Here is a 14,131-nt window from a genome sequence, read left to right as displayed (position 1 = left end):
TTCACCCGATGTCGCCGCTGGAACGGTGGCAATCGGCCCGGACATGCAATAACACCATTGCAGGCCCGCTTTGCAAAGAGACGGCGGGACGCATGGAAGAATTCTCGTGGCAGACCATTTGTTACTCGGCATCGATACCGGCGGCACCTATACGGACGCCGTACTCTACAGCGAAACGGCAGGCGTCGTCGCCCGCGCCAAGGCGCTCACCACGCGCCATGACCTCTCGGTCGGCATTTCCGGCGCGGTCGAGGCGGTGCTGGCCGAGGCGAAGGCTCCCGTTTCCACCATCGGCCTCGTCTCGCTCTCCACGACGCTCGCCACCAATGCGCTGGTCGAAGGCCAGGGCGGCCGCGCCGGCCTCGTGATGATCGGCTTTGCCCCGGAAGACCTCAAGCGCGACGGCCTTGCCGACGCGCTCGGCAACGATCCCGTGCTCTTCCTGCCCGGCGGCCATAACGTCCACGGCACCGAAACGCAGCTCGACATGAGCGCGCTGGACGAAGCCCTGCCGCTCCTTGCCGAGACGGTCTCCTCCTTTGCCGTCGCCGGCTATTTCGCCGTGCGCAATCCGGCGCACGAGGAGCGGGTGCGCGCGCGCATCCGCGAGGTCTCGCACCTGCCCGTCACCTGCAGCCATGAGCTTTCCTCCAAGCTCGGCGGCCCGCGCCGGGCGCTGACGACGCTGCTCAACGCCCGCCTCGTCTCGATGATCGACCGGCTGATCGGTTCCTGCGAGGATTACCTGAAGCGCCGCGGCATCGACGTGCCCATGATGGTGGTGCGCGGCGACGGCGCGCTGATCTCGGCCGCCGAGGCGCGGCTTCGCCCGATCGAGACCATCCTGTCCGGCCCAGCGGCAAGCCTTGTCGGCGCGCGGCACCTGACCGGCCTCGATAGTGCCGTCGTCTCCGATATCGGCGGCACGACGACCGACGTCGCCGTGCTCGACGGCGGCCGCCCCAAGCTCGATGCCGATGGCGCGGTGGTCGGCGGCTATCGCACCATGGTCGAGGCGGTCGCGATGCGGACCTTCGGCCTCGGCGGCGATTCGGAAGTGCGCATCGACGATCGCGGCCTCAAGGCGAAGATCGATCTCGGCCCGCGCCGCTTCATGCCGCTCAGCCTTGCCTCCGCCCTCCATCCCGAGACCGTCCTCCCGGTTCTGGAGCGCCAGGTCCGCGCGCCCCATGCCGGCCGGCACGACGGGCGCTTCGCCGTGCGCACCGGCGTACCGGAACGGCTCGCCAGCGGCCTGCTGCCGCAGGAACAGGCGCTCTACGAAAAAATCGGCCCCACGCCGCTGCCGCTCGACGGGCTGCTGGCGACGACGCTGCAAAAGGCGACGCTCGACCGGCTCGTGGCGCGTGGCCTCGTGCATATCTGCGGCATCACCCCGTCCGACGCCATGCATGTGCTCGGCGGACAGGGCCAATGGGATGCCGCCGCCGCCCGCCTCGGCCTGGAGCTTGCCGCCCGCACCAAGGACGGCACCGGGCGGCCCATTGCCGAAAGCCCGGAGGACCTGGCGCGCCTCATCGTCGACCGGCTCACCCGCCAGTCGTCAGACGTCATCCTCTCCGCCTGCCTTGCCGATGACGGCGCGGGATCGATCGATCCGACCGTCTCCGCCTCCGTTCATCGTGCGCTGCACCGGGTTCCCGGCATCGTGCAGTTCCGCATCGCGCTCGACCGCCCGCTGGTCGGCCTCGGCGCGTCGGCCCCGGTCTATTACCCGGCTATCGCCGAGATGCTGGGCGCAGAGTCCAATATTCCGACCGACGCCGGCGTCGCCAATGCGGTGGGCGCGGTTGTCGGGCAGGTGCGCACCGCCGTCACGGTTTTCGTGACCATGCCCGACGAAGGCATCTTCATCGTCGGCGGCGCGGGCGAAAGCGCGCGCTTCATCGACGAGAACGAGGCCTTCGCGCTGGCGAAGGAACGCGCGATGACGGCGGCGCTGCATGCGGCCCGCGCGAACGGCGCGGACGAGCCGGTGGTGACGCTCACCGAGGATATCGACGCCCCCGAAGTGGAGGGCCGGCGCAAGCTGATGGAGGCTCGTTTCACGGCCACCGCCAGCGGGCGTCCGCGCATCGCGGAAGCGCAATAGGAGCGCTCGCGCCAATCGCCGAAAGCCCGCGAAAGACTGGTCTTTTCATGACAGCCCTGTTATGGAGCGGCGATAAAATACCGGAGAAACCCATGAGCCGCACCGCCAGCGTTTCGCGCAAGACGAACGAGACCAGCATTTCGGTCACCGTCGATATCGACGGCACCGGCACGTCGAAGATTTCGACGGGCGTCGGCTTCTTCGATCATATGCTCGAGCAGCTCGCGCGACATTCGCTCATCGACATGGACATCAAGGCCGACGGGGACCTGCATATCGACGACCATCACACGGTCGAGGATACCGGCATCGCCATCGGCCAGGCCATCGCCAAGGCGCTCGGCGACCGGCGCGGCATCACGCGCTACGCCTCGCTCGACCTTGCCATGGACGAAACGATGACCCGCGCCGCCGTGGACGTGTCCGGCCGCCCGTTCCTCGTGTGGAACGTGACTTTCTCCGCCCCGAAGATCGGCACCTTCGATACCGAGCTGGTGCGCGAATTCTTCCAGGCGCTCGCCCAGCATGCCGGCATCACGCTGCATATCCAGAACATCTACGGCGCGAACAACCATCATATCTCAGAGACGTGCTTCAAGGCCGTCGCACGCGTGCTGCGCACCGCGACCGAGATCGATCCCCGCCAGGCGGGCCGCGTTCCCTCGACAAAGGGTTCGCTGGCCTGACCGAAGGCAAAGCTGGAGGCCGTCATGGCCGCGTTCCTCGTTCTGATACCGCCAGGTGCCCGAAAGGGCGATGAAAAGGCCCGGATCGTCCGCGACCGTTTCTCCTGGCTCGCGCTCTTCCTGCCGGTGATCTGGCTGCTGTGGCATCGGGCCTGGCTCGCCGCCGCCCTCGCCTTCGCGGTGCAGGCGCTCGGCTCGGCCGTCGCCGACCATCCCGTCTTCGGCCTTGCCGGCCTTGGCCTGTGCCTTGCGACAAGCCTGCTCGTCGCGCTGGAAGGCCCCTCCATGGTCGTCGCCGGCCTCGAACGGCGCGGCTGGACGGTCGATGCGGTGATATCTGCCGACGACCGCGCGACGGCGGAAGACATCTACGACACGGAAACCCCGGCCGGCGAGGCGCAGACGCGTGAGAGCGTTTCCCTTCCGGCCTCCGAAACCTCCCGTCGCCAGCACGCTCCCATGCTCGGCCTCGTCGGTTTCAAGGAAGGACGCTGACATGCGCGTTGCAATCATAGACTACGGCTCGGGCAATCTTCGCTCGGCCACCAAGGCCTTCGAGCGCGCCGCGCGCGAAGCCGGCATTCCTGCCGAAATCGACCTCACCGACAAGGCCGAGCGCGTCGCTTCCGCCGATCGCATCGTGCTGCCCGGCGTCGGCGCCTATGCCGATTGCCGCCGCGGTCTCGACGCCGTGCCCGGCATGGTGGAAGCGCTGCGCGACGTGGTGGAGAACAAGGCGCACCCGTTCCTCGGCATCTGCGTCGGCATGCAGCTCATGTCCTCGCGCGGCCTGGAAAAGACCGTGACCGAGGGTCTCGGCTGGATCAGGGGCGACGTCGTGAAGATGACGCCCAGCGACCCGAACCTGAAGATCCCGCAGATCGGCTGGAACACGCTGGACCGCAGGCACCCGCACCCACTCTTCGACGGCATTCCGGAAACGCTGCACGCCTATTTCGTGCATTCCTACCACCTTGCCGCGGAACACCGGGAAGACGTGGTCGCGACCGTCGACTACGGCGGGCCGATGACCGCCTTCGTCGCCAATGGCAACAAGGCCGGCGCGCAGTTCCACCCGGAAAAGAGCCAGATGCTCGGCCTCGCCCTCATCACCAATTTCCTGCGCTGGAAGCCCTGATATGATCCTCTTTCCCGCCATCGACCTGAAAGACGGCCAGTGCGTTCGCCTCAAGCTCGGCGACATGGACCAGGCCACCGTCTACAATCCCGACCCGGCCGCGCAGGCAAAAGCCTTCGAGGACCAGGGTTTTGAATGGCTGCATGTCGTCGACCTCAACGGCGCCTTCGCCGGGGAAAGCGTCAACGGCGCGGCCGTCGACGCCATCCTGAAGGCGACGAAGAACCCGGTGCAGCTCGGCGGCGGCATCCGCACGCTCGACCATATCGAAAGCTGGCTGTCGCGCGGCCTGTCGCGCGTCATCCTCGGCACCGTCGCCGTGCGCGATCCGGCTCTCGTCATCGAGGCCTGCAGGCAGTTCCCCGGCAAGGTCGCCGTCGGCATCGACGCCAAGGGCGGCAAGGTGGCCGTCGAGGGCTGGGCAGAAGCCTCCGAACTCGGCGTGATCGAACTTGCGAAGAAGTTCGAGGGCGCGGGCGTCGCCGCAATCATCTATACCGATATCGACCGTGACGGCATCCTGACGGGCATCAACTGGGCCTCGACGCTGGAACTGGCCGACGCCGTTGCCATCCCCGTCATCGCCTCCGGCGGCCTCGCCTCCATGGACGACATCCGCCGCCTCGTCGCCCCCGACGCCCGCAAGCTCGAAGGCGCGATTTCCGGCCGGGCGCTCTATGACGGGCGCATCGACCCCGCCGAAGCGCTGGCCATGATCCGCGATGCGAAAGGACGTGCAGCATGACCCTCAAGGCACGCGTCATCCCCTGCCTCGACGTCAAGGACGGCCGTGTGGTCAAGGGCGTCAGCTTCGTCAACCTGGTCGATGCCGGCGATCCCGTGGAATCGGCCAAGGCCTACGATGCGGCCGGCGCCGACGAACTCTGCTTCCTCGACATCACCGCCTCCTCCGACAACCGCGACACGATCTTCGACGTCGTGGCGCGCACGGCCGACCATTGCTTCATGCCGCTCACCGTCGGCGGCGGCGTGCGTACGGTCGCCGACATCCGCAAGCTGCTGCTGGCCGGGGCCGACAAGGTCTCGATCAATTCGGCCGCCGTCTCCAACCCGGATTTCGTGGCGGAAGCGGCCGACAAGTTCGGCAACCAGTGCATCGTCGTCTCCATCGATTCCAAGAAGGTCTCGGCCGAAGGCGAGGAAGACCGCTGGGAAATCTTCACCCATGGCGGCCGCAACGCGACGGGCATCGACGCCGTCGCCTTTGCGGAAAAGATGGTGGAGCGCGGCGCGGGCGAACTGCTTTTGACCTCCATGGACCGCGACGGCCAGAAGGGCGGCTATGACATCGCGCTGACCCGCACGATTGCCGATCGCGTTTCCGTTCCGGTCATCGCATCCGGCGGCGTCGGCAATCTCGACCACCTCGTCGAAGGCGTGCGCGACGGCCATGCGACGGCGGTTCTAGCCGCTTCGATCTTCCACTTCGGCACCTATACGGTGGGCGAGGCCAAGCGCTACATGGCCGAGCATGGCATCGCCATGCGGCTCGACTGAGGAGCATCCCATGAGCACCTTCACCCTTGCCGATCTCGAAGCCATCGTCGCGGCCCGCGCCGCAGCCGATCCCTCGGAAAGCTGGACGGCGAAGCTCGTTGCGGCCGGGCAGCAGAAAGCGGCGAAAAAGCTCGGAGAAGAGGCCGTCGAGACCGTTATCGCGGCCATCGAGGGCAAAAAGGCCGATCTGACGAGCGAAACGGCCGATTTGCTCTATCATCTCATGGTCGTATTGAAAATCGGCGGCGTCCCGTTACAAGATGTCATGGGGGAGCTGGAACGGCGCACAGGCCAGTCCGGCCTTGCGGAAAAAGCCAGCCGGAAGAGTTGATGATCCAGGCAGCGCGCGACAAGGACCAGCCGGATATTCCGGACGATTTCGGAAACCGCGATTATTCGCCCTACCGCTTCTTCACGGCAGACGAATGGGCGCATTTCCGGGCCGATACGCCGCTGACGCTGACGGGAGACGAGGTCCAGCGCCTGCGCTCCCTCAACGACCCCATCGACCTCGATGAGGTCCGCCGCATCTATCTCTCGCTCTCGCGCCTGCTTTCGGCCCATGTCGAATCCTCGCAGATGCTCTTCGAGCAGAGAAAGCAGTTCCTCACCCTCTCGGACGAGGCGAAGACGCCCTTCGTCATCGGCATTGCCGGCTCCGTCGCGGTCGGCAAGTCGACCACCGCGCGTATCCTGATGGAGCTCCTGTCGCGCTGGCCCTCCAGCCCCAAGGTCGATCTGGTGACGACCGACGGCTTCCTTTATCCGAACGCCGTGCTCCAGCGCGAAAACATGATGGACCGCAAGGGCTTCCCGGAAAGCTACGATATCGGCGCGCTGCTACGCTTCCTCTCGGCCATCAAGGCCGGCAAGAAGGACGTCAAGGCACCGATGTATTCGCACCTGACCTATGACGTGCTGCCGAATGCATCGCGTACGATCGACCGGCCCGATATCCTCATCTTCGAGGGCATCAACGTGCTGCAGTCGCGCAACCTGCCGGCGGACGGCAAGATCGTGCCGATGGTGTCGGATTTCTTCGACTTCTCGATCTATATCGACGCGGAGGAAAAGCTGATCCACGCCTGGTACGTGGAACGCTTCATGCGCCTGCGCGAAACCGCCTTCAAGAACCCGGATTCCTACTTCCACCGCTACGCGACGATCAGCGAGACCGCCGCGCTCGCCATCGCGGAAGGCCTCTGGCACAATATCAACCTGAAGAACCTGCACCAGAACATCCTACCGACGCGCCCGCGCGCCGACCTGATCCTGCAAAAGGGCAGGAATCACCTGATCGAGACGGTGGCGCTGCGCAAGCTGTAGCCGGCTTACGGCCGGCTTACGGATTGACGCGCCGAAGCGTCAGGTTGATGCGTCCGGCATTCTTCAGGAGCGTCGACGTGCCGGGATAGATCCGGTCGACGCCATGGAAGATCAGCCGGCTTTCCCCGCCGAAAACGAAGACGTCGCCGCTCGAGAGCCGGAACGACCGCGTCGGATCGCTCCGTGAAACGCCGCCGACGCGAAACAGGCATTGATCGCCCAGCGAGACGGAAACGACCGGCGCGGAAAACTCGTTCTCGTCGCGATCCTGATGCAGGCCCATTTTCGCATCGGGGTCATAGAAATTGACGAGGCAGGCTTCCGGCGGCTTTGCGAAGCCGGAGACCTCGTCCCAGAGCGCCAGCAGCGCCTCGGGAATAGCCGGCCAGGGACGGCCGGTCTCCGGGTGGGTCGGCTGGTAGCGATAGCCGTTTTCCTTGTCCGTCACCCAGCCGAGCGATCCGCAATTGGTCATGCGGACCGACATTGGCTTTCCGGTCTTCGGCATGCGCGGCACGAAGAGCGGCGCGTCGGCCACGACCTGCCGTATGGCGGCGACGAGCGCTTCCTGCGCGGCACGGTCGAAACGGTCGGGAACGTAGCGCAGCCCCGGGGCGAGGCCGCGCTCGGCGGTCGCCATTACGCTTCCGCTACGTCGGGGATGCGCAGCACCTGGCCGGGATAGATCTTGTCCGGGTGGGAGAGCATCGGGCGGTTGGCGTCGAAGATGATCGTGTGCTTGGCGCCCTTGCCCTTGCCGTAGTGGGTTTCGGCAATCTTCCAGAGATTGTCACCCTTCTTGACGGTGTAGAGCACGGGTTCGCCGGCCGGGGCAGAGGCCTTGAGGAGATCGGCCATGTCGGCCTGGGTGATCTTGAGGTCGGAGCCGGGGGCAATGACCTTGAGGTCGGCGGCTTCCACCTTGGAAATGCCGAGCGTGTTGCCCACCGCGACGACGGCCTTCTCGAAGGCCGTCTGGTCGGCTACGACGCCCTTCAGCACGCATTTGTCACCCTCGACGGAGACCTCGACATTCTTCGTGCCGAGATCGAAGGAATCCAGTTCCTTCTTGACCGCCTCGGCCTCCGGCGCCTCGTCGTCGCCGATGCCGAGCTTCTTGCCGGCGTTCTTGATGAAACTGAAGAGACCCATGGCTACCTCCCTGTTATTCCCGGACTTATGCCGGCTTCAGGTCAATCCTACCCATAAACGGCCAAGTTGTGGCAATCATTCTCCACCGGGCTTGGCGCGCATGCGTTTCACGTCCGACCGGCCCGCCTTGGCCTTGAGCCGGCGTTCGACCGAGCCTTTCGTCGGCTTCGTCTTGCGCCGCGGCGGCGGCGGCGGCTCGGCGGCCTTGAGGATCAGCTCCTTCAGCCGCTCGCGCGCATCCTCGCGATTACGCTCCTGGCTGCGAAAGCGGTTCGCCTCGATCAGCAGAACGCCCTCCTTGGAGACCCTGCGGCCGGCGATCTTTTCCGCATTCGATTTGATACGCTCATTGAGCGAGGGCGAGTTGCGCAGGTCGAAGAAGAGCTGGACCGCCGTCGAGACCTTGTTGACGTTCTGCCCACCCGGCCCGCCGGCCAGCACGAATTGCTCGGTCAGCTCCCAACCGGCAATCGTGATCGAAGCGTTGATGTAAAGCGGGTCGCTGGCCATGGCATTTCCTTTCCCGCCCGTTTTAGCGGCGGGAAAGGCAAACGGGAAGCCGGCTCCAGAGACGAAAAACCCGGCCTGATGGACCGGGTTTCACGTGAATCATTGCCGAAAGCTTTATTCGGCGGCGACCTTGAGGCCCGGAGCCGCGTCACGGACGCTGCCGTCGACCTGATCCTCGAACTTCTCGAAGTTCGTGATGAACATGTCGACGAGTTTCTGGGCCTGCTTGTCGTAGGCGGCGCCGTTCGCCCAGGTCGAGCGCGGGTCGAGGATCTTGGTATCGACGCCCGGCACCGAGACGGGAACCTGGAAGCCGAAATTGTCGTCGCGGCGGAAGAGCGCATCCTTCAGCGAGCCATCGAGGGCGGCGGCGAGCAGGGTGCGGGTCGCCTTGATCGGCATGCGGCGGCCTTCGCCGTAAGCGCCGCCCGTCCAGCCGGTGTTGACCAGCCAGCAATCGACGCCGTGCTCGGCGATGAGTTCCTTCAGGAGGTTGCCGTAGACCGTCGGGTGACGCGGCATGAAGGGCGCGCCGAAGCAGGTCGAGAAGGTGGCTTCCGGCTCGGTCACGCCGCGTTCCGTGCCGGCGACCTTGGCGGTGTAGCCGGAGAGGAAGTGGTACATGGCCTGGTCGGGCGTCAGCTTGGCGATCGGCGGCATCACGCCGAAGGCGTCGGCCGTCAGCATGATGATCGTCTTCGGGTGTGGCGCGCGGCCGGTCTCGCTGGCATTCGGGATGAAGTGCAGCGGATAGGCGCAGCGGGTGTTTTCCGTCAGCGAGCCGTCGTTGAAGTCCGGAACGCCATTGGCGTCGAGCACGACGTTTTCCAGAACGGTGCCGAAACGCTGGGTCGTGGCGTAGATTTCCGGCTCGGCCTCGGCCGAAAGACGGATCGTCTTGGCGTAGCAGCCGCCTTCGAAGTTGAAGATGCCGTTTTCGCCCCAGCCGTGCTCGTCATCGCCGATCAGCGTGCGGTTCGGGTCGGCGGAAAGCGTCGTCTTGCCGGTGCCCGACAGGCCGAAGAACACGGCGGCGTCACCGGCCGGGCCGACATTGGCCGAGCAGTGCATCGGCATGACCTTTTCCGACGGCAGCAGCCAGTTGAGCACGGTGAAGACCGACTTCTTCATCTCGCCGGCATAGTAGGTGCCGGCGATCAGCACGATGCCGCGCGTCAGGTCGCAGGCGATCATGGTTTCGGTGCGTGCGCCGTGGCGGGCCGGATCGGCCTTGAAGGTCGGCAGGTCGATGATCGTCAGCTTCGGCGCGAAGGCCGCAAGGTCTTTCTCTTCCGGGCGGATGAGCAGGTTGCGGATGAAGAGCGAATGCCAGGCAAGCTCGGTGATCACGCGGGTCGGCAGGGCGTAGTCCCTGTCGGCGCCGCCGACGAGATCCTGCACGAAGAGGTCGCGGCCGGCCGCATGGGCCAGCATGTCGGCATGCAGCGCATCGAAATGCTCGCGCGACACGGCCTTGTTGTTGTCCCACCAGATGGCGCCGTCGGTGTTTTCGTCGCGTACGACGAACTTGTCCTTCGGCGAGCGGCCGGTGTGCTGGCCGGTCAGCGCACGAAGCGCGCCATGGGCCGTCTTGACCGCTTCGCCGCGACCGAGGGCCTCTTCATAGAGAGCCTCCGCTGCAAAGTTGTACCGGACCGCGCCGCTGGTGTTGATGCCCATCTCGGTAAGCCCCAGAGCGGGGTTGCGAACGCCAAGTTCCTGCATGGTCCAGATTTCCTCCGTGGACGAAGAGCCAGGTGAATTTTCGGGGAAACTAATCTGCCGCTGTCATAAAAACAAGGGGGAAATGGAAATTAGGCAACAATATCAATCTATTAATCGATTTAAATAATCACATTACTTTTTTAATCGTTTGAATAATCGATTTAAAAGCGCATCGAAAATCACCCCCGAAACCTCACCCTTTATCTTTGCCACAATTTGTTCCACCTTTACCCCCAGACAGGCGCTCATTCATCCAGGACAGGAACACGAATCCGAAGTCGGGAAAGGCGCTCATGAACATGGAGACGAGCAGGATGCAGACGATCGCACTGGTGGACGACGACCGGAATATCCTCACATCCGTGTCGATCGCGCTCGAGGCGGAAGGCTACAAGGTCGAGACCTATACGGACGGCGCCTCCGCGCTCGACGGCCTTCTCGCCCGCCCGCCGCAGCTTGCGATCTTCGACATCAAGATGCCCCGCATGGACGGCATGGAACTGCTGCGGCGCCTGCGCCAGAAGTCGGATATCCCCGTCATCTTCCTCACCTCCAAGGATGAGGAGATCGATGAGCTGTTCGGCCTCAAGATGGGCGCGGACGACTTCATCACCAAGCCCTTCTCGCAGCGTCTGCTGGTCGAGCGCGTCAAGGCGATCCTGCGCCGCGCCTCCAGCCGCGAAGCGGCTGCCTCCGGTGCCAGCGGCGCCGCCGGCGCGGCCAAGGCCGGGGAAGTGGCCGCCCGCTCGCTGGAGCGCGGCCAGCTCGTCATGGACCAGGAGCGCCATACCTGCACCTGGAAGGGCGAGCCGGTGACGCTGACCGTCACGGAATTCCTCATCCTGCATTCGCTCGCCCAGCGCCCCGGCGTGGTCAAGAGCCGCGATTCGCTGATGGATGCGGCCTATGACGAGCAGGTCTATGTCGACGACCGCACCATCGACAGCCACATCAAGCGCCTTCGCAAGAAGTTCAAGATGGTCGACACCGACTTCGACATGATCGAAACGCTCTACGGCGTCGGCTACCGCTTCCGCGAGAGCGCCTGAGCGATTTCGCTTGATCGACCGCCGCGGCAATGCCATGCCGCGGCAGGCGCTTCGCGCCGGACAGAATTGGCGCGGTTCCAGCCGGAACCGCGTGAGAGGATGAACCCGCTTGTCGCAGACCGTGCCTGAAAAGGATGGAGAGGACGCCGAAGGCCGGCCCGCGCCGCGCGCCGGACGCCGCTGGACCCATCCCTTCACGCTGGCCCGCCGCATCTTCGGCAATGCCGTCTTCTCCAGCCTGACGCGGCGCATCCTCTTCTTCAACCTCGTCGCGCTGGTCGTGCTCGTCGCGGGCATTCTCTATCTCAACCAGTTCCGCGAGGGCCTGATCGATGCGCGCGTCGAGAGCCTTTTGACCCAGGGCGAAATCATCGCCGGCGCGATCTCGGCCTCCGCCTCGGTCGATACCAATTCGATCACCATCGACCCGGAAAAGCTGCTGGAGCTGCAGGCCGGCCAGAGCATCACCCCGCTGCCGGGCGACGACGATCTCGAATTCCCGATCAATCCCGAGCGCGTGGCGCCCGTTCTCAGACGGCTGATCTCGCCGACGCGCACCCGCGCCCGCATCTACGATACCGACGCCAACCTGCTGCTCGATTCGCGCCATCTCTACACGCAGGGACAGGTGCTGCGCTTCGATCTGCCGCCGGTGGAATCCGAAAGCCCCGGCCTCCTCGATCAGCTCAATGTCTGGTTCAACCGCATCCTCCAGCCGAGCAACCTGCCGCAATACAAGGAAGCGCCGGGCGGCGATGGCTCGATCTACCCGGAAGTGATGAATGCGCTGACAGGCGTGCGCGGCGCCGTCGTGCGCGTCAACGACAAGGGCGAGCTGATCGTTTCGGTCGCCGTGCCCGTGCAGCGTTTTCGCGCGGTGCTGGGCGTGCTGCTGCTGTCGACGCAGGCGGGCGATATCGACAAGATCGTGCATGCCGAGCGGCTTGCCATCATGCGCGTTGCCGGCGTCGCGGGTCTCGTCAATATCGCGCTGTCGCTGCTGCTCTCCAGCACCATCGCCAATCCGCTGCGCCGGCTGTCGGCGGCGGCGATCCGCGTCCGGCGCGGGGCGAAGGAACGTGAGGAAATCCCCGATTTCTCCGTACGCCAGGACGAAATCGGCAACCTTTCCATCGCGCTGCGCCAGATGACGACGGCGCTCTACGACCGCATCGACGCGATCGAGAGTTTTGCCGCCGATGTCAGCCACGAACTGAAGAACCCGCTAACCTCGCTGCGCAGCGCCGTCGAGACCCTGCCGCTCGCCCGCACGGACGAATCGAAGAAGCGCCTGCTCGATATCATCCTGCATGACGTGCGCCGCCTCGACCGCCTGATCAGCGACATTTCCGACGCCTCGCGGCTCGATGCCGAACTTGCCCGCAGCGACGCGCGCAAGGTGGACCTCGAAAAGCTGCTCGGCGACCTCATCGACATCTCCCGGCAGGTCAATACGCGCAAGAAGCCCGTCACGCTCGACTTCGTCGTCGACCGCAAGGACAATCCGAAGGCGAAATTCGAGGTCTCCGGCTACGAGCTGCGCATCGGCCAGATCGTCACCAACCTCATCGAGAATGCGCGCTCCTTCGTGCCGGATCCCGGCGGGCGCATCGTCGTCCGGCTTTCCCGCGGACGGAACGACCGCTGCCTCATCCAGGTCGAGGACAACGGCCCCGGCATCCAGGCGGAAGACATCGACCGCATCTTCGAGCGCTTCTACACGGACCGGCCGGCAAGCGAGGGCTTCGGCCAGAATTCCGGCCTCGGCCTCTCCATCTCGCGCCAGATCGCCGAGGCCCATGGCGGCACGCTGAAGGCCGACAACATCCTCGACAAGGCGACCGGCGAAAAGCTCGGTGCGCGCTTCACCCTCGCCCTGCCGGCCGGCACGCAGAAATGACCGGCCCCGCCAACGTGCACGGAACGGCCATCGTGATCGGCTCGACCGGGCTTCTCTTCGTTGGTCCCTCCGGCGCAGGCAAAAGCTCCGTCGCCCTCCATTGCATCTATGAAGCCAAGGCGTGCGGCCTTGCCGCTGCACTTGTCAGCGACGATCAGGTTCTCGTTTCCGAAGAAGACGGCCAGCTTGTCGCACAGGCACCGGAAAGCATTGCCGGCCTTGCGGAGGTGCGCGGCGCGGGGATCGTCAAGGTGGAAACGACCGGGAAGGGTGTGCTGCATCGCGCCATCCGCCCCGTCACGCCGCCCTTTGCCGAGCGGCTGCCGCCGGAGGGCGAAACCTTCGAGGTCCTGCCCGGACATGTCCTGCCGCTGACGCGGCTGCCGCTCCTTGCCGGCTGCACGGCTTTTTCGATATTGGCCACGATCCACCCGGAAATCCTGCGCGATTGAGCGCAAAAGCCCCGGCAATCCACGGAGACGGCCATTTAGGGCTTGCACTTGGGCTTTTCATTGACATGATGGCGACCCCAGCGGTGGACGGAATTGTTGCATTGCAGTAATGAGCCGTCCGTTTGAATTGGGAAACTGGAGCGACTGCTGATGATCGGACTGGTGCTTGTCACCCATGGCAAGCTGGCGGAGGAATTCCGGCATGCCCTTGAACATGTCGTCGGTCCGCAAAAGGCCATTGAGACCGTCTGCATCGGTCCCGAGGACGACATGGACCAGCGCCGTCAGGACATCCTGGAGGCGGTCAACAAGGCCGACCAGGGCCATGGCGTCATCATCCTCACCGATATGTTCGGCGGCACCCCGTCGAACCTCGCCATCTCCGTGATGACCGGCAACGGCATCGAGGTGATCGCCGGCGTCAACCTGCCCATGCTGATCAAGCTGGCGGGCGTGCGCGGCGAGAACAATATGGAGAAGGCGCTGATCGACGCCTCCGAGGCCGGTCGCAAATATATCAACGTGGCAAGCCGCGTCCTCAGCGGCAAATAAGGTTTCCCGC

16 protein-coding genes are annotated in these 14,131 nt (G+C 64.9%); 12 read left to right on the top strand and 4 right to left on the bottom strand.

Annotated features, from left to right (window positions below; translation table 11 throughout):
• Nucleotides 1-106: 106 nt before the first annotated feature.
• The 8 genes from K8M09_RS17580 to coaA all read left to right on the top strand — a co-directional run bounded on the left by K8M09_RS17580 (nt 107) and on the right by coaA (nt 6,781).
• A complete protein-coding gene (locus K8M09_RS17580; protein ID WP_160786117.1) occupies nt 107-2,113 on the top strand; it encodes a hydantoinase/oxoprolinase N-terminal domain-containing protein in 2,007 nt (668 codons plus the stop codon).
• A gap of 92 nt (nt 2,114-2,205) precedes the next feature.
• Entirely contained in the window at nt 2,206-2,799 is a 594-nt protein-coding gene (hisB, locus tag K8M09_RS17575) for an imidazoleglycerol-phosphate dehydratase HisB (RefSeq protein ID WP_160786118.1), read from the top strand.
• 24 nt (nt 2,800-2,823) lie between these two features.
• Nucleotides 2,824-3,294 (top strand): DUF2628 domain-containing protein, encoded by a 471-nt coding sequence (locus K8M09_RS17570; protein ID WP_160786119.1) that lies wholly within the window; start codon nt 2,824-2,826, stop codon nt 3,292-3,294.
• Between the two features lies 1 nt (nt 3,295).
• Nucleotides 3,296-3,937 carry an imidazole glycerol phosphate synthase subunit HisH gene (gene hisH / locus K8M09_RS17565; protein ID WP_160786120.1) on the top strand — a complete coding sequence of 214 codons (642 nt, stop codon included), beginning with the start codon at nt 3,296-3,298 and terminating at the stop codon, nt 3,935-3,937.
• Between the two features lies 1 nt (nt 3,938).
• Nucleotides 3,939-4,682, top strand: coding sequence for a 1-(5-phosphoribosyl)-5-[(5-phosphoribosylamino)methylideneamino]imidazole-4-carboxamide isomerase (hisA, locus tag K8M09_RS17560; RefSeq protein ID WP_160786121.1), 744 nt, complete (start codon nt 3,939-3,941; stop codon nt 4,680-4,682).
• Complete coding sequence (gene hisF / locus K8M09_RS17555; protein WP_160786122.1) at nt 4,679-5,455, top strand: imidazole glycerol phosphate synthase subunit HisF; 777 nt, start codon at nt 4,679-4,681, stop codon at nt 5,453-5,455. Before hisA ends, hisF begins: the two co-directional genes overlap by 4 nt.
• Before the next feature lie 10 nt (nt 5,456-5,465).
• Nucleotides 5,466-5,786 carry a phosphoribosyl-ATP diphosphatase gene (locus K8M09_RS17550; protein ID WP_160786123.1) on the top strand — a complete coding sequence of 107 codons (321 nt, stop codon included), beginning with the start codon at nt 5,466-5,468 and terminating at the stop codon, nt 5,784-5,786.
• Nucleotides 5,786-6,781 carry a type I pantothenate kinase gene (gene coaA / locus K8M09_RS17545; protein ID WP_160786124.1) on the top strand — a complete coding sequence of 332 codons (996 nt, stop codon included), beginning with the start codon at nt 5,786-5,788 and terminating at the stop codon, nt 6,779-6,781. Before K8M09_RS17550 ends, coaA begins: the two co-directional genes overlap by 1 nt.
• Nucleotides 6,782-6,797: 16 nt before the next feature.
• Here coaA and K8M09_RS17540 read toward each other — a convergent pair whose 3' ends face one another.
• The 4 genes from K8M09_RS17540 to K8M09_RS17525 form a co-directional block, all read right to left on the bottom strand.
• Entirely contained in the window at nt 6,798-7,421 is a 624-nt protein-coding gene (locus K8M09_RS17540) for an alpha-ketoglutarate-dependent dioxygenase AlkB family protein (RefSeq protein WP_160786125.1), read from the bottom strand.
• Nucleotides 7,421-7,933, bottom strand: coding sequence for a peptidoglycan-binding protein LysM (lysM, locus tag K8M09_RS17535; RefSeq protein ID WP_160786126.1), 513 nt, complete (start codon nt 7,931-7,933; stop codon nt 7,421-7,423). Before lysM ends, K8M09_RS17540 begins: the two co-directional genes overlap by 1 nt.
• 75 nt (nt 7,934-8,008) lie before the next feature.
• On the bottom strand, nt 8,009-8,443 hold the full coding sequence (arfB, locus tag K8M09_RS17530; RefSeq protein ID WP_160786127.1) for an alternative ribosome rescue aminoacyl-tRNA hydrolase ArfB: 435 nt from the start codon (nt 8,441-8,443) through the stop codon (nt 8,009-8,011).
• 114 nt (nt 8,444-8,557) lie between these two features.
• Nucleotides 8,558-10,168 (bottom strand): phosphoenolpyruvate carboxykinase, encoded by a 1,611-nt coding sequence (locus K8M09_RS17525; protein ID WP_160786128.1) that lies wholly within the window; start codon nt 10,166-10,168, stop codon nt 8,558-8,560.
• Nucleotides 10,169-10,482: 314 nt separating this feature from the next.
• Here K8M09_RS17525 and K8M09_RS17520 point away from each other — a divergent pair, with 314 nt between their 5' ends.
• The 4 genes from K8M09_RS17520 (at nt 10,483) to K8M09_RS17505 (ending at nt 14,121) form a co-directional block, all read left to right on the top strand.
• The gene (locus K8M09_RS17520; RefSeq protein ID WP_160786129.1) at nt 10,483-11,217 is read left to right on the top strand and encodes a response regulator transcription factor; all 735 of its coding nucleotides are present in this window, start codon (nt 10,483-10,485) and stop codon (nt 11,215-11,217) included.
• A 121-nt stretch (nt 11,218-11,338) separates the two neighbouring features.
• Nucleotides 11,339-13,117, top strand: a complete 1,779-nt coding sequence (locus K8M09_RS17515) for a sensor histidine kinase (RefSeq protein WP_160786278.1) — start codon at nt 11,339-11,341, stop codon at nt 13,115-13,117.
• Entirely contained in the window at nt 13,114-13,569 is a 456-nt protein-coding gene (locus K8M09_RS17510) for an HPr kinase/phosphorylase (RefSeq protein ID WP_160786130.1), read from the top strand. Before K8M09_RS17515 ends, K8M09_RS17510 begins: the two co-directional genes overlap by 4 nt.
• A gap of 150 nt (nt 13,570-13,719) precedes the next feature.
• Nucleotides 13,720-14,121 carry a PTS sugar transporter subunit IIA gene (locus K8M09_RS17505; RefSeq protein WP_160786131.1) on the top strand — a complete coding sequence of 134 codons (402 nt, stop codon included), beginning with the start codon at nt 13,720-13,722 and terminating at the stop codon, nt 14,119-14,121.
• Nucleotides 14,122-14,131: the final 10 nt, after the last annotated feature.

The organism is Shinella zoogloeoides (assembly GCF_020883495.1).
In the GTDB taxonomy this organism is placed as follows: domain Bacteria; phylum Pseudomonadota; class Alphaproteobacteria; order Rhizobiales; family Rhizobiaceae; genus Shinella; species Shinella zoogloeoides.
The sequence above is the reverse complement of the archived record's forward strand: the minus strand, read 5'-3'. Positions and strand labels throughout refer to the sequence as shown.

Coding starts and splice junctions, on each gene's coding strand:
- K8M09_RS17570 (WP_160786119.1), top strand. CDS start 2,824: ATGGCCGCGTTCCTCGTTCTGATACCGCCAGGTGCCCGAAAGGGCGAT.
- hisH (WP_160786120.1), top strand. CDS start 3,296: ATGCGCGTTGCAATCATAGACTACGGCTCGGGCAATCTTCGCTCGGCC.
- K8M09_RS17520 (WP_160786129.1), top strand. CDS start 10,483: ATGCAGACGATCGCACTGGTGGACGACGACCGGAATATCCTCACATCC.
- K8M09_RS17550 (WP_160786123.1), top strand. CDS start 5,466: ATGAGCACCTTCACCCTTGCCGATCTCGAAGCCATCGTCGCGGCCCGC.
- K8M09_RS17510 (WP_160786130.1), top strand. CDS start 13,114: ATGACCGGCCCCGCCAACGTGCACGGAACGGCCATCGTGATCGGCTCG.
- hisA (WP_160786121.1), top strand. CDS start 3,939: ATGATCCTCTTTCCCGCCATCGACCTGAAAGACGGCCAGTGCGTTCGC.
- coaA (WP_160786124.1), top strand. CDS start 5,786: ATGATCCAGGCAGCGCGCGACAAGGACCAGCCGGATATTCCGGACGAT.
- K8M09_RS17525 (WP_160786128.1), bottom strand. CDS start 10,168: ATGCAGGAACTTGGCGTTCGCAACCCCGCTCTGGGGCTTACCGAGATG.
- hisB (WP_160786118.1), top strand. CDS start 2,206: ATGAGCCGCACCGCCAGCGTTTCGCGCAAGACGAACGAGACCAGCATT.
- K8M09_RS17540 (WP_160786125.1), bottom strand. CDS start 7,421: ATGGCGACCGCCGAGCGCGGCCTCGCCCCGGGGCTGCGCTACGTTCCC.
- hisF (WP_160786122.1), top strand. CDS start 4,679: ATGACCCTCAAGGCACGCGTCATCCCCTGCCTCGACGTCAAGGACGGC.
- lysM (WP_160786126.1), bottom strand. CDS start 7,933: ATGGGTCTCTTCAGTTTCATCAAGAACGCCGGCAAGAAGCTCGGCATC.
- arfB (WP_160786127.1), bottom strand. CDS start 8,443: ATGGCCAGCGACCCGCTTTACATCAACGCTTCGATCACGATTGCCGGT.
- K8M09_RS17505 (WP_160786131.1), top strand. CDS start 13,720: ATGATCGGACTGGTGCTTGTCACCCATGGCAAGCTGGCGGAGGAATTC.